This window comes from Spirosoma aureum, from assembly GCF_011604685.1.
In the GTDB taxonomy this organism is placed as follows: Bacteria; Bacteroidota; Bacteroidia; order Cytophagales; family Spirosomataceae; genus Spirosoma; species Spirosoma aureum.
The window spans coordinates 1,610,029-1,635,093 of sequence record NZ_CP050063.1; the positions used below are offsets into that span (position 1 = coordinate 1,610,029).

At 46.4% G+C, this 25,065-nt stretch carries 15 protein-coding genes; 6 read left to right on the plus strand and 9 right to left on the minus strand.

The features are described 5' to 3' along the window. Positions 1-57: 57 nt before the first annotated feature. From G8759_RS06545 to G8759_RS06555, 3 genes are all read right to left on the minus strand, one after another. Positions 58-1,971, minus strand: coding sequence for a DNA polymerase III subunit gamma/tau (locus G8759_RS06545; protein ID WP_167206334.1), 1,914 nt, complete (start codon positions 1,969-1,971; stop codon positions 58-60). Positions 1,972-2,208: 237 nt separating this feature from the next. Beyond that, a complete protein-coding gene (locus tag G8759_RS06550; protein WP_167206336.1) occupies positions 2,209-3,015 on the minus strand; it encodes an ion transporter in 807 nt (268 codons plus the stop codon). Positions 3,016-3,308: 293 nt separating this feature from the next. Then, on the minus strand, positions 3,309-5,180 hold the full coding sequence (locus G8759_RS06555) for a patatin-like phospholipase family protein (protein ID WP_167206338.1): 1,872 nt from the start codon (positions 5,178-5,180) through the stop codon (positions 3,309-3,311). Between the two features lie 659 nt (positions 5,181-5,839). Here G8759_RS06555 and G8759_RS06560 point away from each other — a divergent pair. Then, positions 5,840-6,553 (plus strand): GNAT family N-acetyltransferase, encoded by a 714-nt coding sequence (locus tag G8759_RS06560; RefSeq protein ID WP_167206340.1) that lies wholly within the window; start codon positions 5,840-5,842, stop codon positions 6,551-6,553. A gap of 164 nt (positions 6,554-6,717) precedes the next feature. Then, complete coding sequence (locus G8759_RS06565; RefSeq protein WP_167206342.1) at positions 6,718-7,872, plus strand: T9SS type A sorting domain-containing protein; 1,155 nt, start codon at positions 6,718-6,720, stop codon at positions 7,870-7,872. 4 nt (positions 7,873-7,876) lie between these two features. Here the strand turns inward: G8759_RS06565 and G8759_RS06570 are convergent, their stop codons facing one another. From G8759_RS06570 to G8759_RS06595, 6 genes are all read right to left on the minus strand, one after another. Then, the gene (locus G8759_RS06570) at positions 7,877-8,755 is read right to left on the minus strand and encodes an SDR family oxidoreductase (protein ID WP_232074153.1); all 879 of its coding nucleotides are present in this window, start codon (positions 8,753-8,755) and stop codon (positions 7,877-7,879) included. 4 nt (positions 8,756-8,759) lie between these two features. Further along, complete coding sequence (locus G8759_RS06575) at positions 8,760-9,746, minus strand: NAD-dependent epimerase/dehydratase family protein (RefSeq protein WP_167206346.1); 987 nt, start codon at positions 9,744-9,746, stop codon at positions 8,760-8,762. Between the two features lie 61 nt (positions 9,747-9,807). Further along, positions 9,808-10,500, minus strand: a complete 693-nt coding sequence (locus G8759_RS06580) for a TIGR04283 family arsenosugar biosynthesis glycosyltransferase (protein WP_167206348.1) — start codon at positions 10,498-10,500, stop codon at positions 9,808-9,810. Positions 10,501-10,881: 381 nt separating this feature from the next. Then, a complete protein-coding gene (locus G8759_RS06585) occupies positions 10,882-11,646 on the minus strand; it encodes a DUF4397 domain-containing protein (RefSeq protein WP_167206350.1) in 765 nt (254 codons plus the stop codon). Between the two features lie 81 nt (positions 11,647-11,727). Continuing rightward, positions 11,728-13,251, minus strand: a complete 1,524-nt coding sequence (locus G8759_RS06590) for a SusD/RagB family nutrient-binding outer membrane lipoprotein (protein ID WP_167206352.1) — start codon at positions 13,249-13,251, stop codon at positions 11,728-11,730. Between the two features lie 116 nt (positions 13,252-13,367). Beyond that, positions 13,368-16,535 carry a SusC/RagA family TonB-linked outer membrane protein gene (locus tag G8759_RS06595; protein WP_167206354.1) on the minus strand — a complete coding sequence of 1,056 codons (3,168 nt, stop codon included), beginning with the start codon at positions 16,533-16,535 and terminating at the stop codon, positions 13,368-13,370. Between the two features lie 381 nt (positions 16,536-16,916). Here G8759_RS06595 and G8759_RS06600 point away from each other — a divergent pair, with 381 nt between their 5' ends. From G8759_RS06600 to G8759_RS06615, 4 genes are all read left to right on the plus strand, one after another. Next, the gene (locus G8759_RS06600; protein WP_167206356.1) at positions 16,917-18,059 is read left to right on the plus strand and encodes a pyridoxal phosphate-dependent aminotransferase; all 1,143 of its coding nucleotides are present in this window, start codon (positions 16,917-16,919) and stop codon (positions 18,057-18,059) included. 1,935 nt (positions 18,060-19,994) lie between these two features. Continuing rightward, entirely contained in the window at positions 19,995-20,207 is a 213-nt protein-coding gene (locus tag G8759_RS06605) for a hypothetical protein (protein ID WP_167206358.1), read from the plus strand. A gap of 114 nt (positions 20,208-20,321) precedes the next feature. Then, the gene (locus tag G8759_RS06610; RefSeq protein ID WP_232074154.1) at positions 20,322-23,462 is read left to right on the plus strand and encodes a SusC/RagA family TonB-linked outer membrane protein; all 3,141 of its coding nucleotides are present in this window, start codon (positions 20,322-20,324) and stop codon (positions 23,460-23,462) included. Between the two features lie 19 nt (positions 23,463-23,481). Continuing rightward, entirely contained in the window at positions 23,482-25,059 is a 1,578-nt protein-coding gene (locus tag G8759_RS06615) for a SusD/RagB family nutrient-binding outer membrane lipoprotein (protein ID WP_167206360.1), read from the plus strand. Positions 25,060-25,065 lie beyond the last annotated feature (6 nt).

Genomic DNA, 25,065 nt, shown 5'->3' on the forward strand with positions numbered 1-25,065 from the left:
AGGAAAGAGACAAACAAAACCCTGTAAATCTTAGAATCACTTAAATCCCGGTTCAGATTAATAATCAACTTCCAGGTTCAGCACCTTTCTGAGTTCATGCAGAGCCGGATTTTTTTCGGCGAGGTAATTAAATTTGTCCAGCGAGCTGTAAATCATCTTCTTAACCTCCTGAACCATCACCGTGTGTTCAACCTGGATCTTGCTATTCTGTAGTTCGGAGCGTAGATAGCCAAGCAATTCGGGCTTTAACTCTGTGAGGTAACCGACCTGCAAAGTGTTGTCCAGGGTTATATGAATAGTAGTGCCATCGAGCGTGATTACTCGATTCAATACCAGCTGTTCCGTAGCGGAATCATTCTGGCTATGCCGGATTTTGGCAAATGTTAACCAGGAATCCTGTAACTCCTCCAGACTGAATGGTTTATCTGGCCGCATAGGCACGGCTACAACAACTTCTTCCGCCGTTTCTGTCGTAGGCTGAACAGGGCTGGCAGTTAGCGCAACCGTTGGCCGAAGACGGCTCGTGGCCGGGCGTGTTGGTGGAGCAATCTTTGGCTTTATTGTAGAAGGATTTGGTAGGGTAGCCGTATCGATAATGGATGTGCTGCCTACGGCTGTATTCCCATTTGTAGGACTACCTGTAAACGCCGTTCCATTGGTGCCGTTTGTTGCCGGGGCAGTCCTGTAACCATTAATGGGTTCGCTGGTGATTGGGTGCTGTTCAATCAACTGGCCGATACTAGCTGCTGACTGAATGGGCTGTTCGTGAATTGGATCGCTGTTTTTTTTTTCATCTGCCGGCTGATCGGCAGTAGAACACTCGCTGGTTAGTGAGCCATTGAGCGGTAACTCAGGGACAGCCTCCCAATTGAGCAGGTTACGCAGATTGGCCAGTTTCATCAGCCAAAGTTCGGTATGTAACCGCTGGTCTTTGGCCTGCTTGTAGTTCATATCACACTGCCCGCCCAGGCTCAGCGCCGACAGCAAAAATGACATGGGAGCCCGTGCCGATTGGTCGAGGTACTGCCGCCGAACGTTCTCGGTCACTTGCAGTAACTGAACGGTTGCTGCATCCTTGCAAACCAGTAAATCGCGGAAGTGGCGGCATAAACCAACTACAAACTGGTGGCCATCAAATCCTTTGCGCAGAATTTCATCCGCCGTGAGGAGACTCTGCGGTAGATTGCCCGACAACAGCAGATCGGTCAGTTTGAAATAGTAGTCGTAATCGAGGATGTGCAGATTATCCAGCACCTCCTTATACCGGATGATTCGGTCGGCAGCGAACGTGACATTCAGATCGAACATCGACAACGCATCGCGAAGCCCACCATCGGCTTTTTGGGCGATTAGGTCAAGCGCTTCACTTTCTGCCACGATGCCTTCTTTTTGTGCGATTTGGGCAAGGTGGCTGGCGATATGCTGTGGCTGAATCCGGTTAAAGTCAAAAATCTGGCATCGTGACAGAATTGTCGGCAGAATTTTGTGTTTTTCGGTCGTTGCCAGAATGAAAATAGCGTAGGAGGGGGGTTCCTCCAGTGTTTTCAAAAAGGCATTAAAAGCCGCCGACGAGAGCATATGCACCTCGTCAATGATGTAAATCTTATACTTACCCGACTGGGGCGGATAACGAACCTGATCGATCAGATTACGGATATCTTCAACGGAGTTATTAGAAGCCGCATCCAGTTCGTGAATATTAAACGACGCACTTTGGTTGAAGCTCACGCATGACTCGCAGGTATCGCAGGCTTCACCCTCGGCAGTTAGATTTTGGCAATTAATTGTCTTGGCCAGAATACGGGCGCAGGTCGTCTTGCCGACTCCCCGCGGCCCACAGAATAGAAACGCTGACGCTAAGTGATTGGTCTTGATCGCGTTTTTAAGTGTGGTGGTAATGTGCTCCTGTCCTACGACGGTGTCGAAGGTGGCAGGACGGTACTTGCGGGCCGAGACCACGAAATTTTCCATACTCAAAGTTAGCAAGGTCAGGCCGGATTTCAAACGAGGGATTGGGTCAGTTGGCCCTGTTTGCTCGATTATTAGCTGTCGGCAAGCATTGTTTTATTCATAATAAATGACCCAGAATATGGCCTATAGTACTATGAACGTGATTTTTACAGACCATTCATTCCATCACCAAAACAAGACAGAAATAGTAGGAAATCCCCGTTTTGCCGTCTACCAAACTGGCTATTCTACCAACGATTAATGATTGACGATCTCTTTTCCACAATGAGGGCAGTAGGTGATTCTTGGTTTCTTCTGAACACGGATATGTTCATTGAAGCCTGATACTAAAATACCGGTTGGTAAAGCAAACAGCCCAATTCCGACAATAGCCGCAGTACCGCCCAGCAATTTTCCAAGCGGAGTTATTGGGTGAATATCACCGTATCCAACCGTTGTCATTGCGGTAACACCCCACCACATGGTAGCCGGAATGCTCGAAAACTTATCGGGCTGGGCCGAATGCTCGACATAATACATGACACTGGAGACAATGATCAGCATGAAAATGACAAGTATTGTGCTTAAAATGAGTTCTTCTTTTTTGTCCTTGACCACACTCTGAATCATGCGGAATGCGTGCGAATAGCGCGAGATGCGAAACAGACGAAAAATTCGGAATAGCCGCAAAATCCGGACGATGGCGAGATCGGTGGCAAATAAGGTAAAGTAAAAGGGGAAAATGGCTAGAAAATCGATGAGGGCAGCTGTAGAGAAAATGTAGCGCACCCGCCCCCAGAACCAATGGTGATACTTCTCATTCTCGACGCATACCCAGATGCGCAACACATATTCGACGGTAAAAAAACCGACTGAAAACACTTCAAAATCGTAAAATAATCGGGCAAAACGCTGATTATATTCCGGAACAGTATGAAGTACAATCGCAAGTGCGTTTAGCGTAATAATGGTGATCAGCAGCAGATTGAAGATCAAACTGATTCCCCGGCGCTTGCCAGCCGAGGTCTCGAGGATACGGAAAAGGGATTTACGGAGATGTAGCATAACGGTACGGCCGGTAGTACTGCAAGCTACTTATCAAATCTGAAAGTTGAATCACCTACTTTCGGCAATAACGGTACGATTTATTTGAAGACGACTAACAGGCAGCTCATGCATGTAGATTTATCTTTGCTGATCAACAGGGAGTTGAAGGCATTCAATGATTCTAGGGTCAGTAATCTGGTGCTTTTGCTGTACCGGCTGCCAGTCGAGACTTAGACTGACTCTTGGCTTCTGGCAGGAAACTTGTATTCGTCGTTTTGATGTATCAGGACCGACGCGACATCAAGACGAATTTACCCCCGAAAAGCCTCCCGTTCAGCTTCGGTCATTTGCAGTAATATGCTTTTGGCGTGCTCATAACCCATATCTACTACGTTATCGAACGAAGCCCACTGCATCAGCCCGAATTGAGTTACGTCGGGGTTAAAGTAAAGATCCAGGTGCTGTTTGGTTTCGTTTCGCCGGGCCGCACTACTCAATAGGGTAGCATTGAGCATAATCGCGAGTAACGAAGGAAGTCGGTATTTTCGCAGCTTTTTTGGTCGGAGCCGGTCGCGCAACAGTTCAGTTGGGCTTGGTATGGTATCGATAGTCATCTTATGGAGTTTATCGATGCTCAAATCAACGCCAATCACTTTGCCAACGGGCATTCGGCTCATTACATCTACCGGAAAATTATTGAACATTCCACCATCGACCAGCAGATTGTCGCCATCGATAACCGGAGGAAATACGCCCGGAATAGCCGTCGTCGCTTTCAGGTATTTGACCAGTGGCCCCCGCGTATGGATCTCTTCGCGAGCCAGAGTGTAATTACTCGATACTGTAAACAAAGTCAGCCACATATCTTCAATATCCGCTTCCGAATGTCCGATAAAAGCCCTGACCGTATCCTGAATCATCTGGTCGATTCGTTTTCCCCTGATGAGCGAAATCAACGGTAGCCAGTTATAATCTTTAGTTGGATTAAAAAACGCTGCTTTTTTCAAATGCTGCCGCATAATATCCAGCGGTTGATCGAATGAGATGGACGCTGCCAGAAGGCCGCCAACACTGGTACCGCCCACAAAATCAACCGGAATATCGAACTCCTGAAGGGCTTTTAATACACCCAGATGCGCAAACCCCTTAGCGCCACCCCCAGCCAGTACAAGCCCGATGGCCGTTCCGCTAAGCAGTCGGGCCAGACGACTTATATCACGGGACAGCCCCTGCCGAATATGATAATGCTGTTTTACCAGTGGCCGGTGCTGCAACCAGTCGGCAGTATGGTGGGGAGTAACCGTATCGGCGGGGTGTACCAGCACCAGTGTCTGCATGTGGTCCGTTACCAAACGCCCCAGCTGCTGGTGTTTTTCGGCATCGGTCAATTGGAAAGATTGCTGGGCATCGGCAATCAGCACGACTTCATCGGCCTCACGTAAACACCGCTTTGTCCACTCGTTATAAGGTTCATGACGAACCGGTTTGTCGGCCAGCAAAATCAAAAAGTCATGTTGTAATTCCTGTTCATCGAGCCAGTTGGAGAGTTGCCAGTTTTCTTCGCAGTCAATTTTAGCCGTCTGGGCTATATCGCTCTGAAATAACTGATTCACCAGTTTACTGGATGCGATGTAAACAGTACTTTTCTGCTGGAGTACCTCACTTAAATCATGGCCTATTTTCTCCAGATCAATATGTTCATGGAGGGCAAGCAGACAGATATTGGCCCGTTTCTTAATGGATTTCTGGGGAAGTTGAGCGAACTTAAGCCGCTCAATTATTCGTTTGCTCAGGTTCATCGCCACTTTTGGATTGGCTGCGATGAGTAGTTCAAAAACCTCTTTCGAAATCCTTATCAGGACACTATCGCGTAAGGCAATGACCGTAGCCCAAAGAGGCTCATTGGCCAGAATACTCATTTCGCCCACGATTCCACCCCGCATGACTTCGCCAATTCGCCTGGGGTTCCCATCGCTATCATCGACGAAAACCTGCAAGCGTCCGCTACTTACAAAATACATGGCGTCACCAGGATCATTTTGATTAAAGAGCACGTCGCCCCCGCTCATCTCCACCCACTGAAGTTGAGGCTCAATTAAAGCGAAAAAGCGATCATCAAATTCACCAAAAACACTGGTCAAGCCAGTATACAGTAACTCATGCTGTAGACGTGTAATCGGCATAATCGGAAGCTTATTATTCCTAAAGTAGTCACGAATCGCTTCTATACTAACACGAAGTAGCCCTAACGCTGGGGCGATTCATATCGTCAAACGAGTGGTTACCTCCATAATCAAGTACGGCGATCAGGTTAATTTCAACATTCCTTTATACTAAATTGACGGTAGGCCCGTTTTTTGCTACACTACTCCTTATAAAGGAATCCGTATGATTGATGACTGGAAAGCTTTCGCTTAAAGTTGGTCATCGTGTATAAAAGGTTAATAAGCCGTGAGTTATTGGAAGTTTTTGACTTGTAATAGGTAGTAAATGAGCCTGATTAACAGGCAGAAATTCGTGGAGCGATGCGTATGAACAGCAATTAATGATAATGTTTTGACCGTTGCCGAACTATCTTAAAAAAAAACCGTTATTCTATTGCAAGACCCGGATAATCTCTCTAACATTGTCCGCGTTTTCAGCGAAAAACCGATGGCTAAGCTCGTATACATACCGACCTTCTTCCATACTACGCCATTTCGGTTTAGGTCCGAAAGGACCATTTCATTTTGTTTGCCTATGTGGTAAACGTTTTCCGCCTTTTTCTCATTTTTTCATCTTAACAAACAGCACGGATTACGCCGTCTCCGTTTGCGGTTAACTAACCGCCTTATTAACGACGATGATTACGCCAGAAATAGTAAACGATCAATACATTGTTCAGGTTGCCAATGAAAATCATCTGCGGTTAGCCGAAACAATCTGCCATGAAATGGAAGAGAGCGCGAAAGCCCGGGGAACCGGTATCGCCAAGCGTTCACCCATTTACGTTATGGAGAAAATGCTCGAAGGTAAAGCCATTATTGCCATGACCCTTTCGGGCGATTGGGTTGGGTTTTGCTACATCGAGACATGGGAGCACGGTAAATTCGTGGCGAACTCCGGTCTGATTGTTCATCCTGAACATCGCAAGAGTGGTATCGCTACACGGATCAAAGGGAAAGCCTTCGAACTTTCCCGGACAATGTTTCCGGATGCCAAGATTATTGGTATTACGACAAGTCTGGCCGTGATGAAAATCAACTCTGATCTGGGCTATCAGCCCGTGACACTCAGTGAGTTGCCCGGCGATGAGGCATTCTGGAAAGGATGCCAGACTTGTGCTAATTTCGATATTCTAACCCGCACTAACCGCAAACATTGTCTCTGCACCGGTATGCTTTATGATCCGGAAGAGCATAAGCAGGAAGAGAAAACCGAAAAGTGGAATTTTCTGAAAGAATCTAAATTATATGAACGCTGGATGCGCATTAAAGAACGCATTCTGCTTCGCTTAAAACCGGCTGATCGTTCACGCAGTCGTAAAGTGAACAGAGAACTGGAAACTATAGCTTAGTATTTGTTGCCAGCAAAATAGAGATTGAAAGCCCCTGACGTTGAAGTCAGGGGCTTTTTTTGTATTAAATGATCAAAATTCATTAAATAATCAAATATGAAATAATGTAACATATATTTTTATACATTTGTCATTAAATAGTTTATAAAAAATACAATTGATCCATGAAGCAAATTTACCTATTGATCGTTTCGTTGTTTTTCACCCTGGCTGCACAGGCACAGATAATCACCCAATGGAACTTTAACGGACTGCTTGGACTTGGGACGACAACGCCTTCTATAGGAAGTGGTAGCGTAGCCAATGTTGGCGGAACTACATCGGCATTTAACAGTGGCTCAGGGAGTTCTGATCCCGCATTACTTCTTAATTCTGCGGATAACCTGGCATCGTTTCCCGCTCAGGGTACAAACAACAAAAGCGCAGGGCTTGAAATACGGGTATCGACGGCTGGCAAGCAGAACATCAAACTTTCTTTTGACCTCCGTCTGAGCGCATCAGCTGCAAAAATGGCAACGATCCAGTATTCCACAACTGGAGGCACTAGCTGGGTCGACTTTAGCACCATTACAATAGCAACTGCTACTACCTGGGTTAATGGTAACACGTTTGATTTCTCATCAGTTACGGCCTTAAATAACAATGCTAATGCTCGTTTTCGAGTTGTTTCAACAATGAGTGGTAGTGGCGGAACTGCTTATGAAGGAGTTAGTGGCGGCTATAGTACAAGCGGTACTTATCGCTTCGATATGGTAACTGTACAGGGCACAGATATTCCTCTTCCTGTTACTTACTCCGGCTTCAATGCCCGCTATACAGAGTCAAAAACAGTAGCAATAACCTGGGCAACGTCATTAGAACATGATAATGCGCACTTTGATATTGAGCGTAGTGCTGATATTGAGTCGTTTCAACTGATTGGCCGCGTCGAGGGAAAAGGCACGAGTGATGCAAAACAACAGTATTCGTTCATTGATGAAGTGCCTATGGCTGGCTGGAATTATTACCGGCTCAAACAGGTCGACATTGATGGTAAAACAAGCTACTCTAAACTAGTCGCTGTTCTTAATGAAGCTGCTTTAACTGGCGATGAGCTCAATCTATCACCAAATCCCGCTGATCGTGATTTGACAATTCGTATCAACAGCAGCGCCAAAATCGGGCAGGTTATGGTATATACAATGCAGGGCCACCCCGTGAGCCAGTCAACCAGTGCCATAAACCAACTTGATGTGTCGGCATTGCCAGCCGGAATCTATATACTGGAGGTCCGAACGACAGATAGCCGTGTCTTGCGTCAACGATTCGTGAAGCGGTAACACTTTATTCGTAGAAGTGAGCCCAGTTTTTCATTGTCCAGAGAACAATACGGTCGGCTAGACGTGGAAAATACCGATTCATGAAGTAATTAAGTTTACCCGTGGGTGAGAGAATCGTTTTTTTTCGTCGTCGATGAATATGCTTTAACAGGGCCCGGGCTACTTCAGTCTGGGTCATTTGCCAACGTGGATTTCGATAAGCAATTGGCACAGGGTTTCCATGGCCGTCAAGTACCCGTTTGTCGGGATCATTCTCGGTAAAACCAATGTGAACCACACCAAAATGAATGCCCGTTGGATGAAGCTCAAGCTGTAGCGTATGCGCCAGATTGACAAGTGCGGCTTTACCGGCGCAATAGGCTGAACCACTGGGCATTCCATTCAGCGCCGAGATACTAGAAATAAATGTGACGCTTCCGGCAGATTGGATAAGATAGGGGAGTGCGGCTTTAAGCGGATAGACCGAGCCATAGACATTGCTGTCTAATACACGTTGAAAAATATCCGGTGCGAGATCTACAAAATAGGCTCGCATCGATATGCTCGCATTCGTAACAAGGATATCAATACGACCAAATGCCTTTATGGCCGTCGAAATCAGCAATTCGCACTGAGCGAAATCGGTCACGTCTGCCAGGCAACTAACCACCTGATGCCCTTCCCGTTGAAAGTCAATTCGGGTTTGCTCCAGTCGGTCAAGATGTAGACCATTGAGCACAACACTGGCCCCTTGCTGGCAGAGTTCACGGGCGGTTGCACGGCCGATACCTGATTCGGAACCGGTGACTATGGCTACTTTTCCGGCAAAAAGAGCGGATGCTCCAGAGCTACTTTTTTTGAGTTTCTGCTGCTCAGAGAAGATAGGGTTAGCGGCAATGTTCACCCGTTTAGAGGTAATTATGGGTTCGGAACCAGTCAAAAGCCTGCCTAACAGCGACCCGGATTGGAGTCTGGGGTAAGTTGAGTGCATCAATTGCTTTTTTTACACGAAAGTAGTGCCCGTCATTGGCGACCATCGCCATGGCTGAATTAAGACGGGTTGGATGCCCAAGTAGTCGTAGCTGTACTTCACTTAGCTGACCAATTAATGACGCTAGTAGGGGAGGAACAGAGAAGACAGGTTTGCTGATTTTTGATACATCGGCCACAAGCGAAAAAAACTCCCGGTAACTTAAGTTCTCATTGCCCAGAATATACGACTCACCAACGGCTCCCATTGTTAAGGCATTCACCGTTGCGGTGGCTACATCAGCAACATGAACGTAATTTTTTCCGCCAACCGGAATGCCTGCCACTTGCCGTCGATACAGAGCCAGTAGCAGTGAATTTGATGTGATTTTATAATCCAGAGGGCCAATCATAAATGTCGGATGGACTAGTACTGCCGGGAGTGCATCGCTTTGAACCGCCTGAAGGACCAGATCGGTTGCTGCCCGTTTGCTATCCATATAATCCAGGCCATACCGAGCTCCCATGTAGGGTAAAGTTTCATCGCCGGGGTTATTTCTGGTACCAAATCCAAAGACGTTGGCCGTTCCTATAAAGATCAGCCGTTCAATATCGGCCTGCACGGCAGCGGCCAAAACGGCTGCCGTACCGTTAATGTTACTATCGACAACTGCTCGTGAACGAGCTGGATTAACCTGTGTCAAAGCACCGGCATGAATAACATAATCACAACCATAGGTTGCTGCCCGTACATTTGCTGGCTCACGAAGATCACCCGTCCAGATATCTAATGGTAAACCGTCGAGTGCACGCTTGTCACTTCCCGGACGAACAAACGCCCGGACAGCATAACCACGCTGAAGTAATTCCCGGCATAAATGCCCGCCCAGAAAACCGTTGGCGCCCGTCAGCAATACCGTTTTCATACGCTTATCAATGCATGATCTAAAGTGTATGGCACAAACTGTTTCTGTTCTACTTCATTTTCTATACATTTTTCAGCATTCGTTTATACGTGCGGGCAATTCGCATTGGCGACACATCCATAAAAAAGAGTGAAAATGCGGTTAGATTAGCTATCTGGACACGCAACCAGCTGTTCGCTTCATACTTGCGGGCCGAGACGATAACATCCTTGGGAATAATGCAAAATCGAGCTATTGACCGAATGCGGGCAATAATATCAAAGTCTTCCATGACAACGTAGCGTTCGCGAAATCCACCCAGTTTGTCAAACAATGAACGTGTAATGAACAATGTTTGATCACCCCCGCGACTCATTAGCCCTGGAAAGCGAGTGCCATAACTGTTCAGCCGTAATAAAGGATGAGACGACGCAAAACGAAACCGATAACACCCAGCCTCATTCCCATCTGTTAGTGAATTGGTGATGTCGGCCACAAAATCAGGATGAATTTTTATATCGGCATGGACGAAGTAAAGTACATTACCTGTAGTAAGCCGGGCTCCATAATTCATCTGATAGGCGCGTCCGGGCAGGGGAGAAACAATAACGCTGGCCCCTGCCTGTTTTGCTCGTTCTATAGTCTGATCGGAACTGCCTCCGTCAACGACGAGCACATCAACTACATCCTGACCACCATACGTTTTAATGTCGTGCACCAGTTGTCCAATGTTATTGGCTTCGTTAAGTGTTGGTATTATAACGCTAAGCATCATAATCAATGAACAGTTTTCACTTATATACCGCAATGCTGGGTTGCCTTTGATAACAGAAAAGCTTATCCAATAGACTGACGGTCTGACGGTTGTATACTTCCCGGAAGCAACGACATACCACCTCATGTAGTACTTACGACATAATTAACCGATAGGATTGCCCGATCACTCAATTTCTGAAACGATGATACAGCGGGCACTAACGATTGTAACAAATCGCTCCCCACATGATCCAGCTACGAGAAGAAAAATGATATCGGATTATTTCTGGTTGAATCAGTAGGGATAGTCGGGAAATTAGAAAGTACCCGGAAAATGGCAGGCATAAAAAAAGGTCTTCATGCACATAAGCATGAAGACCCTGGAAGGTTTACGAGAAAATTACCGGTTCGTAGAAACCGTTATACCCACCGCTCTTGCGCCTGTTCCGCCCACAATTCCTCTGGCGATAAATGTGTAGAATCGACCAGCGTATGGCTGTAAAGTCGTTGCCGCACCCACAAGCGTCGTTGTACCTGCTGCCCGAAGCTGCACCGGTACGGCAGTGGTATTATAGGCAATAGCCGGAATGGCCGTGAACGTAGCAACACCTTTCAACGGCGCTACACCAGTGGCAACAACTGCACCGTTTATGGCAAGGTCATACGTAGCACTGGCATCGGCTCCCGATACCAAATTGATAAAGCGAACGTAGGCTTTAGTTGGATCAGCTGCTGTGAGATTATCGGTCAGAATCAGGCTGCTGTAAGCTGGTGCATTCCCGTAAAAAAACACCGATGTATACGTGTCGGCCTGAGTCGTAAGGTCGGTTGTAGCCAATGTGGCATCCGAACTGGCCGTAGTGCTGGCAGGGGCTACAATTTTCACTTTAGCAGTGCCTGGTGTTACCAGCGCGTAATCCAGAGCTGGAAATGAGTTTGTGTAACTCAGTGGAAGCGATGTGGCTGGCGGTACGGTATTTACGCCCGAAAATTTTTGATCGTTTACGTAAATGTCGACTCCTGTCACGTCGGGAGCCAGGTTATAAAATTTCACCCGGGCACCTGTTGAAGGAGCCACCGAATCCAAAAAATTAGCTTCATCGCCACAGGCGAGCAATAGCAGGCCAGTGCTAAAGAGCAATATTGATTTTAGAATATGTTTCATGTTGACGTGGTATCGGCTTTTTAGTACCTGTCTTTGTTCTCTTAAGTAGGTGTCGATTCCAGAAAATCGACACCACCCAATTTATTTCTGGATAAACCACGGTTCAACGGTGTGGTAATCAAGCGCATTTCCGCCGTATTTGTCCAGCGATGCCCGGTTCCAGACATACTCTGAATTGTAACGTGGCCGTACCCGATAGGCAATTTTCCCGTTGTTATCGGGGAAAAGCTGCTCTGTTGATGGCGGTGTGAAACCCGTATAGACAGTTGGTGCATAGCGATAACGGCGCATATCGACCCAGGTTTCGATGATTCCATGCCCGACTAAGGCGAGGTACTTCTGCAGCATGATGTCGCTGATTTTCAGATCGGATGCAGCTTGTGCTACTGCAGCACTGGCCAGATATTTTGCCTTATCGGCCGCGGCCACACCCGCATAGTCGAGGGCGGCCCCAATTCCGGCCTGATAAGCAGTCAGGGCCATCGCCTTATCGCCTTTGATAAACGCGGCTTCTGCCTTAATGAATTGGATTTCGGAGTAAGTCAGGATTGGAAACGGCGCACCGTCTTTGTAAACGTACTTACCTGGCGTGGTGCCCGCTACGACAAGGTTGGGTAATTCGCCCCAGAAAGTTGGAATGCGTTTGGTATTGCCATTCAGGTTGTTGGGGTCGCCCTGTGTAGGTGTCACACCGCGATAAACACCATCGGGTGAGGCAGTGGTCAAGATGGATTGGCGAGGATCGACAACCCCTTTAAATACACGACCATCGAGCAGGCTCACCAGAAAATCAGTTTGCCGATAGGTACCCAGATTGCTTCGGGAAGGACCAAAAAAGTTGGCCAGAGCCGAATTGCCGCCTGCTGTAAATGGTACGTTGAAATTATCGGCATTGCTGGCCAGCGACTTATTGCAGAAATCAATTACGGCATCGGGTTTGTACGTGCTTTTGTTGCTGATGTGGTTGGCATTACGGGCCAATACGCCATAAACGAACTTGATCCATTTGCTGCGATCGCCACCGTAGGTCAGATCGCCCCGCGCCAGTGATGCCTGCGACACATTGCCATCGGTACGGTTAAGGTCGGTCAGCGCGTCATTGGCCAGCTTCTGAACGTACGCATAGACTTCTTCCTGCGTGTCATAATCGAATACATACCGGTTTGGCTCGAAGGCTTCTTTCAGAATAATTTCGCCGTGGTAGTCGGTAGTTGTCTGCCAGCTCCAGGCAAACATGGCTTTTGCGACACCACTATAATCCCATTTTTGTTTGGCTGTAGCATCGTCCAGCATGAGCTGGATGTTTGCGCCAAGATTCCAGTAATGCGTCCGCCAGATGTTCCCGGCATTATCGGAACCCGCATTATAACCCATCCGATCCCACGTATCATTAGCCGTAGCTTCGCCCCAGTTCTGGATGTATTTGCCGATAAAGCGGGAGTCGAATTGTTCAGCAAAGGCCAGATTGGCCAACATGGGCGGTAATAAGACGTAGCCCTCCGCAATTTGCGGATTCGAGGGGTCACGGTTTATGTCGAGGTATTTTTCACAGCTACTAAGCGTAAGCAGGCCCAGTAGTAACGTGAGAATTGTCAGTCGTTTCATTGATGTTATGACGTTTATAGTGTCGGATTTAGCTGTGGTATTGCATTGGCCGTTTTCGGTGCAGTTCTCTAACTTGCCTCAGTCCGAAAATTGATAATCAACTCCACATTCCATTTCTAGAATCCAATTCGGAAACCTGCTGATAAACCGCGGGGAACAGACAGTGTACCATAGTCGATACCAGCCGCACCAACACCACCTGAGGTTGCCGTTGTGCCATTTACGTTCGGATCAGCTCCGGTGTAATTCGTCAGTAGAAATAGATCGGTCCCGTTTACGAAAACACTGGCCTGCTTGAAAACCTTTCCCTTATTAAGCACCGATGACGGCAGCACATAGCTAATCGTTACATCGCGCAGACGAAGCCAGTTGATGTCTTTCTCAACAAATTCTGACTCTGGGACCGAGTTGTAATAATCGGTCGAACGTAGCGACGGTATTACCTGAATCGTGTTTGGCGTTGGCGTACCTGTGTCTTCTTTGCCATCACGCAGTACACCCTTAAATACAACAGGCGTATCGCGATCCAGTGATTTTTTGCTCAGGCCATTGCGCCAGAGATACATGGCCGTACCGTTGAACACATCACCTCCTTTGCGGATGTCGAGCAGGAACGACAAGCTCAATGATTTGTAACGGAACGAATTAGTTAAACCAATGCTGAAATCAGGATTCCGGTCGCCAATGGGCAAAAAGTTAGCGTTCGTAATGGGCAATCCATTGGCGGGATTGACCAGAATATCCCCGTTTTTGTTGCGGGCATAACTGTAACCGCCGATAGCGGTTGCCGAGCCGCTTCCCCGTTGGTAATAGTTAAAGTTGTAGCTCCGGTAAGCCGGGTTATCACTGGGGAAATACGATTGGAGATTATTCACAAATGCACTGGAACGGGCATTGAGGTAGACCCATGTGTCGGAGTTGTAATATTCCGGTACCTCAGCTGGCAGGCTTTTAACATCTGTTTTCAGCTTTGTAAAGTTCAAAATCACATCCCAGCCAAAATCAGCCTTCTTAACCGGCGACCCTTTTAATTGAAGCTCAACGCCCCGGTTGTTGAAAGTACCGCCGTTGAGCAGGCCGAAGATAAAGCCCGTTCCATAGCTAAGACGTTGGGTCACGATCTGCTGCGACAAGGTTTTGTTGTAGTAAGCAAAGTCGAGTCCTAACCGGCCACCAAAAAACATCAACTCTGTACCCAATTCATAGCTTTCGCCCCGTTCCGGTTTCAGGTTTGGGTTGCTGCCGTAGAAACCATAGGCAAAACCACCGCCGGTCGATGTCTGTGGAACCAGCGTTGAGTTAACCTGATAGGGCGGAGCATCGCGGCCTGTTTGTCCATAACTGGCCCGCAGTTTACCGTAATAGAACGTATTGCCCCGATTTTTTAAACCTGGCAGGTCAGAGAAGTTGAACGCCAGAGAAGCCGCCGGATAAAAGAAACTCCGATTCGCGGCTGGCAGTGTCGACGACCAGTCATTCCGGCCTGTCAGGGTTAGAATCAGCAACTCATCGTAGTTCAGGGTCAGACTTCCCAATACGCTCTGCAACCGTTGCTGGGTCTGGGTATATTTGTTGCGCTGCGTGGTTGGGTCGGTGTTGTTGGTCGAGTTGAAATCGGGCAGATAAAGTTTTTCGCCGTAAGCCGTTGTGACTTTATAACTGCGGTCGTCAATCGTAGTCCCTAGCAACAGCGATGTGCTCAGCTTGCCGAAGTTTTTCTTTACAGTAGCCAGCAAGTTGCCATTCAATAACTGATTATTTTCCAGCGCATTTTCAACCGACCCTTTTGTGGTAAAACCGCCGAGCGTTGCATCGGTTCCCTGCCACGATTCCGGATTCAAGAACAAGTTGCTTTGGGTCGAATAAATATCGGCACCAAACCGCCCGGTCAGACTTAGCCAGGGCGTAGGATTGTAGTTCAGCTGGAAGTTGGTAATTGTCCGGTTCGTAATATCACCACTCTTATTTTTATTGACGGAGAAGAATGGATTGTCGGGTTCCTGCTGGTTAATGCTGCCGAGTAGAATCCGGCGGGTTCCATCGGGATTCAGATAGTTCGTTATATCGTCGTTGGCAGGCCAACTCAGCAGACCCAGTAAAAAGCCATTGTTACCCCGAATGGCCTTGTCAACCTGGGTGTTAACATAGTTGAACGATGTCATCACGTCCAGCTTAGGGCTAATTTTAGCTGTTCCGGTCAAGCGTACCGACAAGCGTTTGTAGCCAGTTGTCGGTACTACCCCCGACTGGTTGGTGTAGTTCGTCGACAGCCGATAGGTTGCATTGTCGCTTCCACCTTCTATGCCTACGTTGTGCACCTGCGTAAATCCTTTCTTGAAAAAGCTGTGGACGTTGTCGTAGATCGGAGCATCGGCGGCATATTTAGGACCAAAATACGTCGTGGCATTCGCGTTGGAGTAGCCAAGTGTACCACGTCCATAGGTCGTTTGCGCTTCGGGGAAACGATATACTTCAGTACTCTGAAAACGATTATCATACGTTACGCGGCCGGGGCCTTTAGCGCCTTTTTTCGTCGTAATAACAATGGCACCTGATGAGGCATCGATCCCATACAGAGCAGCGGCTTCAGGGCCTTTCAATACGGTAATGCTTTCGATATCGTTGGGATTGATATCGGCCGCCCGGTTTAAGTAGTCATTGTCGCGGTTAGGACGGTTAGACACCAGTGCTCCCTGATTGAAGGTACGGTTGTCGATGGGCAGACCGTCGACAACAAACAGTGGCTGGTTGTTGCCGCCAATCGAACTGGCTCCACGTAGTTGAATCGAGGCCGATGCCCCTGGCGTGCCTGAGGTCGTTGTCATCGTCAGACCAGCTACCCGCCCTTGCATACCTACCAGAAAATTGTCGCGCTGAGCATTGGAAATATCGGTGCCTTTGACTTCGCCTACCGAGTATCCTAGCGCCCGCTTCTCCTGTTTGATGCCAAGCGCTGTGACAACGACTTCGTTCAGTTCGGAGGAAGATTCAAGCAAACTAACATTGATCTGGTCTCTGGAACCCACTTCAACTGTTTGACTGACCATGCCGATCAGGCTAATAACGAGCGATGAATTTGAACCAACGGCAATTTTGTAATTTCCATTACCATCTGTTGTTGTACCCCGGCTGGTGCCTTTGACCTGTATGTTGGCGCCAGGTAGTACGGCGCCATCGGTGGCTGATGTGACCTTGCCCGTGACCACTCGATCCTGAGCATAAGCCTCTACCAGCACTGATAATCCAACCAATAGCAGTACAAGGCTGCGTATAAGTGATTGCATAAGCAGAAAAGGTTAAGAAAATATTGATGAAAACTATCTCAAAATTGGCTTAAAAAAGCCAAAGACGCAACTATATAGGATGAATTGACTAGTGGCGGGTTGTTTTTGAACTTTATCTAGAAAAAATGGACGTACTGTGTTGGATTATATTTTGGCTTTGCTTATTTAAGTAGAATTTTATTTGTATTTATCGAGTTTGAATCAAAATATTATTTGACAATCGTATTAAGTGCCTATATTTGTTGTATTAAAGTTGGTGCAACAAAACAGTCTTTCTATATCGATTACCTATCGCCGGATTACAGGCAGTAATCGCTCGATGAATTAAGTTATTCGTACTTATTCTCAACATTCCTTTTGTCTTAATACCAACGCTCACCTATGTCAATCAATCGTCGTGACTGGCTCCGTGCCAGTATGTTATCTGGTTTGAGCCTGGCTGCTGCACCAGCTGCTTTTTGTGAACCAGAACCCGAAATGCCTGCGGGCTACAAAGCCCCGAAGGGAGGAACGCTGAAGGCACGGCTTTCTGCAAATGAGAACCCATATGGTCCTTCGCCAAAAGCACTCAAAACCATTACGGAATCCGCTCCTGATGGCTATCTCTATGCTATGGAGTATGCCCGGCAATTCCGTAAACTGGTTGCCGAAACAGAAGGTGTTCCCGAAGATCACATCCTGTTAGGAGCCGGTTCGGGTGAGTTGCTGACAGCGGCTTCACTTTGGGCTGCCTATCGCCCGAATGCGGGTCGTACGATCGTTGCTCCTGATCCGACATTTGATGCTCTGCCACGTACAGCCGTAAAACACGGAATTACGATGGATCGTGTTCCACTCGTCGCTGCCGATGGATATGACATTAACCTGAATAAGCTTAACGAACGCGTGGGTAGCCAAACGGGAATGGTTTACCTCTGTAACCCGAATAACCCAACGGCTATCATTGTTGATCCCGCCAAACTGCGCGCTTTTTGCGAATCAGTTGGAGCGAAGACACCAATTCTGGTTGACGAAGCCTACATCGATTATACGCCCGATCCGAAAGCGTACTCGATGGTTGATATGGTGAAAAAAGGCAGCAACGTCATTATCACCAAGACATTCTCCAAAGTGCACGGTTTTGCTGGTCTGCGGACTGGTTATATGGTTGCCAAACCCGAATTGCTGGAGCAGATCAGTAAATTCGCCACTGGCGGTAGCTGTATCAGCATGACTACGCTACGGGCAGCCTCGGTTAGCTTGCAGGATAAGGATTTTGTCAAATTCTCACTTGGCAAAGCCAAAGAATCAAAGGATTATTTGCTTGGCGTACTGAAACAGCATAGCTACGAACCATTACCATCGGGTGCCAACTTCGTTATGTTCCCGATTCGGATGAAGGGTGAAGATTTTGTTGGTCGGATGCTGGAACAGGGCGTGAGTATCCGCCAGTGGAAGTTCGATGGTCAGTATTGGTGCCGCGTTAGCCTGGGCACCATGGACCAGATGAAAGCCTTTGCCGATGGGTTGAAAGTGATATCGTAAAAAGATAAAAAAGACTAGAGGCTGGCTTTGACTATAGAATCATAGTCAAAGCCAGCCTCTAGTCTTTTTTACACTTAGATCTATAGTCCCAGAGTGAACTGAGTCGGGTCTCGAGTAGAGGTAGTCGGTTTTATTTGCCACTCAGCGCAGACGAATTCTTAGTCCTACAAGGTCTTAAACTGTTTGGCGTGGTTATAGGTCAGCAAATAGGTTTAGTTGCATTGACTTTAAAGCTGATTGGTAGATTTTATTTCGATCGCTATTGTGTACCATTTCAATCCGTGTGCGGGAAGGGCTGGAGTTCATTTAATGAACCCTGAAGAGCTTTCTAAGCTCTCTCTGCGTGAAAAGTATGATCCATCATCCGCTTTTTTGTGGCGCAGAGAGGTAATGGGGTATTTGAGTGAAAAAAGATTGGTCAGATTATTGATTTGGAAATCATACCTGGTTAGTGAAAGATTACTTTTTTGAAAATATAATTGTTGACTTTGAGACACCTCAACGCCGGCGAAGGGCTCGTGGTTTAAATCCAATCTGGCTGTTTTAACGCCTGGAGCCACGATCAGTTTTTGTTAGGAAATTATAGAATCGTTTATTAGGGCATGAGCGTAAAAACTTTCATCTGTTGTTTTCGGCAGTACTGGTTGTGAAAAATAAGGCTTCTGGATAACAAAGGAGCTTAGATATTATTTTTTCTGCTCTCTCACGCGATATACAGCCCCCAACGTCGGTACATCTATGTTTCCGATGGCCAGTTCCGATATCATATTTTTACTTCTAAAGGTTAGTCCGTGTAAATTTCGATTGGCGATATCAGAATTTGACCCTTCACAAACGCGTATTTTAGAGAATGCCTTTTTGAATAATTGACAAGCTCTGTTATTTTTTTGCTTTTGAAAGATATAAAACATCAGACGCTACCTACAAATAAAGCTACCCGGTGGTAGTACATATGCTGTAGTGGCATCCCTCCGGATAATCCCTATAAAATTGGTTGAGAATATAATAGGTAGTCAAGTCAAGGCTGGCGAACCCTGAGTAGGAAATAAGATTGATTTGTGGGAGTTGATTGCTGGAACTGGTATACCAAAAGACCTTTTAAGAGGAACCGCCAAGATCTGGCCGCCTTCTAACAATACATAGACAACTCCTTTTGTATTGGTATTGATCAATTATATCCGGTCCAACCGCAGGCCTTTGATTTCAGACGTCCCGAATACGGAAACGTTTCTGCTATCAAATAAGACGAGACCCATTCCGGTCGCGCCATCCAGTCACCCCCATTTATCAAATGCGCTCTTTTTAGCACTGTTTTGTAGCAGGCTATTATCGGTAGAGTACTGTGTAATGATCAGCAACGCGGTCTGAGAAGGTGCTTCGTTGATCAAACACAAGAGGGATAGAATGCAATTAGTTTTCATATGCCAGTACGATGTATTGTTGAGAGTATGTCTGGTAACGCTATTAAGTTTATATGTATAATAGGAATTAAGGTTAATTAAATATAAACTTTTTTTCTACAAATAGTAGATCATTATATATACTACTATTTGAATTATTTTTATAAATTTGTATTCAAGGATTTGATTTGCTATTCAAAGCATCTTGTTGTCAGTTGTATTGGGGCTTTTCAGCTTCATTTTGGTTGACCGACAAAGGTTCCGGCGCATGTAACTCGAAAGCTATGGGACCTCGTGCCAATGCCTACAAAGCAGGTGAGCAGCTTGATCAATAGTAGTACATGCTATATCGCTCCGGTTATCGGGTGTTAGACTGCTAATGGCATTTAAATCCGACAGGCACAATTGTGTGCTTGAATCTTTAATGATTGATCAAGTGAGGGAGTGTTTGTGCTACCGGGAAAGGCCGCGATTTTCCGGCTTTCACGATCCTTTAGTAGGCCAAAATTTTAAACCCGTATTTCATTGAGATTACATGACCTGGTTGATAGTCATAGGCATCACGCTTCCATTTCAGACCCTTCATATTGGTCAGGAAGAGATCTCTCGTCAAAATAGTCCCGTTTCAGCGGAGGTATTAATGCAGACGGGAAATGTGTTTGCCCAAAAAAGTCAGAGAGGGGGTGGTGGTCTTATACTGCGCGGCCTGGAAGCGAATCAGGAGCAGATGCATCCAGAATTTACATAGCAGAACCAGTTCCAATGTTCAGCTATGGAGGTGGCGGACACAGATTACCGGCTCAAAATCCTAACCTATTTTATTCACAATTTTTTCAACTGTTAATTTTTTTACTAGATAATTATGAGAAAACAGCTACGAGGACTTGTCCCTCGAATTATCGGGCGTTGCGGACTTTTTATTTTTCTTGGGGTCATGAACTTTGCCGGTTTGCCAGCATTGGCTGTTGACCTCGGCAAACTAGAGCGGGTTACTTCGGGTAAAAAACAAATTGATAGCCGTTTGGCTCAGGAAATCAAAGGAACCGTTAGGAACGGAAAGGGGTCAGCTATTCCAGGTGTAAATATTGTGCTCAAAGGCGCTACAGTTGGGACAATCTCTAATGCGGATGGTACTTTTAGTATCAATGTGCCTGATAACGATGCTGTCCTGGTATTTTCGTCGATTGGGTATTTGAGGAAAGAGGTTACGGTTGGCAGCCAAAAGACCATAGAAGTTGTGCTGGTTGAAGACGTAAATCAATTGGGCGAAGTAGTCGTAACAGCCTTGGGTATCCAACGGGAAAAAAAGGCGTTAACCTATGCAACCCAGCAGATTGGGGGTAGCGAATTGCGGCAAGCCGCCAATACCAACTTCGTCGATGCCCTAAATGGCAAGGCAGCAGGTATCGACATCAAAGTTAGTAGCTCAGGTGCCGGTGGTTCCACCAGGGCTGTCCTACGGGGGAATAAATCCTTGCAGGGATCGAGTGAGGCCCTTTATGTGATCGATGGTATTCCTATGGTCAATAACAAAGGCGCGCAACCAGGTTCTTATGGTGGAACGGATGGTGGCGATGGTCTTTCTGCCATTAACCCCGCTGATATCGAAACTATCAGCATATTGAGAGGAGCAAATGCTTCTATTCTTTATGGGAGCCAGGGCGCCAACGGCGTTATACTGATCACAACCAAAAAGGGCAAGGAAGGTAAATTGTCTGTGGACTTCAATTCCAGTGCTGTTTTGGAAAAAGTATCCGGTCTTCCTGATTTTCAGTATCGTTATGGAACTGTGGGCGGGGATTATAGCTGGACTCCCCTGGGAACACCGGAAGTTAAAGCGAACAATTATCAGAAAGATTATATCAAAGATTTTTTCCAGACGGGCTCTACCTTCACTAACTCAGTGGCAATCACTGGCGGGAACGCTAAAACGAATGTATATTTTTCCTACGCAAATATTTCTTCGAAGGGTATAATGCCAACGAATACCTACGGGAAAAATAACTTTTCGTTCAGACAAAGCACCAGACTGCTGAATGACAGGATTACAATAAGCTCCGGCATGATCCTGTCTGCTGAAGTGTCCAGAAACCGTCCGGGTGCAGGTTACTATAACAACCCGCTGACCGGTCTGTATTTGTTCGCTAGAGACCGCGACTTTACTAGCTACAAAAATAACTACGCGGTGTTCAATGAGGCCAGGAACATGGACAAGATGAACTGGTATTCGACAGAAGAAAAGCAAAACAATCCTTACTGGGAACTTAACAGGGATCCGAAACTGCAGTCTTACAAGAGACTCATTGCCAACGTTAAACTCTCCTATGATATCCTGGAGAACCTTAGATTCGAAGTAAGGGCCAATATCGATTACAATAATGTTCTGGATGATAAGCGCTATGCTGCCGGTGGTAACTCTGTAAGCGTTAGCCCGAACGGCACATGGGCCTACGCCAGATACACCGATCAATCCGTATACACCGATGGTATCCTTACCTATAACAAGAGCCTGGGCGATTTCAGTTTGAATGCACTTGCCGGACTTAGTTATCAGAAAAACAAATACTATGATGGAATGACCGTAAACAATGGTACGGTGTCGTTGCAGTATCCCAACGTATATACGTTTGCGAACATGCCTTATAACGTAATTTTCAATAACCATCCGGATTATAGCAATACCATCAAGCAAGGCGCATTTGCTAACTTGTCTCTTGGTTTCAAGGACTTTCTGTTCCTGGACCTTGCCGGGCGTAATGACTGGGCTTCTACCCTGGCCCTTACCGGTAACCAGTCTTACTTTTACCCATCTATTGGAGGATCTGCTGTCATCAGCCAGATGCTTGATTTGCCTAAGGCTATTTCATTGCTAAAAGTAAGGGCTTCGTTTTCACAAACAGCGAATGAAGTACCTTATAACCGGGTGGTACCATTGAGTTCTATCGGCGGTGCAGGTGGCCCGACTGGCATAGGCGGTATCAACAGGCCAACGCAGGTACCCTTTACAAACCTGAAGCCTGAAAAAATCGTAGCCAACGAATACGGTTTGGAAACCAAATTCTTTAACAATAAGCTAGGGCTTGACTTTACTTATTACAACGGAGTCAGTACCAATCAGTTCCTTTCATTGGCAGCGCCTTCGGGCTCGGGATATACAACCTACTATATCAATGCGGGAAGGATCGAAAACAACGGATTTGAGCTGACGCTTAATGCAGAACCTTTCCGTACAGATCATTTCCGCTGGAATACCACGATCAATGCTTCTCAGAACAAAAACAAGATTGTAGAACTGATCACTTCCAATCCGGACTATCAGGTGGGGGGCGACAATGAGGGTTTTGCATCGATCATCAAAGCAGGTGGCTCTTTCAATGATGTTTATGTCTACAAGTTCGCGCGCAATGACGCAGGGCAGATTATCCTGGATAAAAATGGTGTTCCTACAAAGGCAGCTACGCAAACTCTCGTAGGTAACGTGAACCCCAAGCTGTTACTGGGATGGACCAATAACCTGAGTTACCGTAATTTCTTCGCCAGCGTGCTGGTTAACGGTAAATTCGGTGGTGTAGCCTTCTCCAAAACAGAAGCATTCCTGGATTCTTATGGTGTGAGCGAAAGATCTGCGGAGGCAAGAGATGCCGGATCAGTATCGATTAACGCAGTTACACCTGAGGGCGCAGCTGTTACTTCCCTGGCTCCTTATACGTATTATTCTGCCGTTGGTGACAGGAATAAGATCATGGAACCTTATGTGTTCTCAAGAACAAACGTCAGGTTAGGGCAGCTTGTGATAGGCTACAACTTTAAAAGCAAAGGTGCAAACCCAGTGTTTAAAGATGCTTCTATCTCTTTTGTAGGTAGAAACTTGTTCTTCTTCTACAAAAAAGCACCTTTCGATCCCGAGCAGGCAATGAGTACCAACAATGCTATGCAGTCGACCGACGTGTTTGGTTTACCATCCACAAGATCTTATGGGTTGAACCTGAAGTTTAGTTTCTAAAAGCTTTAAAATCATTGAAATGAAAAAAGTAATTATAACACTGGTGTCCGCGATTGCATTAGCAGCGTGTACCGATAATTTTATAGAGACAAACCAGAACCCGAATCAAATTTCGGATGAAGTACTTAAACAGGATTTTAACCTTGTAGGCTCTCCATTTTCAAACATGATCTTCAACTTGAACGGTCACCAGATCGAAGAGGATTTATGCGCTGATAACTGGATGGGATTCATGGGCACGCCGACCGATTTTGTAGGCAATGTAAATAATACAACCTACTACATACGGTGGAACTCGTTTTGGGGAAGGGAGTATGGTAGCGTAATGTCCCCAGCGAAGCAGGTAATCCAGCTCGCAAAAGATAACAATTTACCACTGTTTGCGACCTGGGCGAAGCTGATACGTATTTTGGCTATGTCTAAATTAACGGCGGTTCATGGACCGATCATTTATTCGAAATACGGTACTACGGCCAATTCAATTCCATATGACAAGGAAGCCGATTTGTATCCACTTTTCTTTAGTCAGCTGGATTCTATACAAACAGAATTTGCGGCTAATAAAGAGTATCCAGGGTTTAAAAAATTTGATCCTACCAAATACAATGGCAGTATTCCTTCCTGGATGAAAGTAGTAAATTCCCTGCGTCTGAGACTGGCTATGCGTATTTCAAAAGTAGACCCGGCAATGGCCAAAACCCAGGGCGAAAAAGCACTGAGCGATCCTGCCGGATTAATAACGACTAACGCCGATAATTTTGTCAATTCATTGAATGGCAACAAGATACCAGTTGCTCAGATTTGTTACGAGTGGGACGATACCCGCATGGGGGCGCCAATGGAATCCTTCTTGATAGGTTTAAAAGATGGTCGAATTTCAAAATATTTTGCGCCCATATCCAATGCCGCCTTGTATGCAGATCACCCTTCTGTACCTTATAAAGGTATAAGGAATGGAGCTTACATCAAGGCAAAAGCGGATCACGTGCCTTTCTCGAAAGTGAGTGAAGATTTTCAGACTGTACAAACCAGAAGAAACTTTACGGCGGCAGAAGTGGCATTTTTAAAAGCAGAAGCCGGACTCAGGGGCTGGGCGGGCGCAGGTGATCCCAAAACCAACTACGAAGAAGGTATCAAGTTATCCTTTGCGGATTGGGGCGCTGGTGGTGTAGATGCTTATCTGGCAGATAACACCAGCAAGCCGATTAACTATGTGGACCCGATTGATGCGCGTAACAATTTCACGGCGGCCTCAACCATCACTGTTGCATGGAACGAAGCGGACCCGAACGAACTAAAGCTGGAGAAAATCATTACCCAGAAATACATAAATACTTTCACCAATACAGTGGAAGCGTGGGTAGATTTCAGAAGGACAGGCTATCCGAAAATACCTGGCGTGGCCAAAAATGACAGCAATGGCGACTGGGGCCTTATTCCAGCGGATCAATGGATCAAAAGAATGCCTTTTGTAACTGCTGAGCGAACTGGTAATACTGCCGCTATTACCGATGCAGTAACAAAAATGGGTGCAGGCGCAAAGGATGATATTGCAACCCGCCTTTGGTGGGATACAGGTAAAGCTGCAAACTTCTAAAAATTA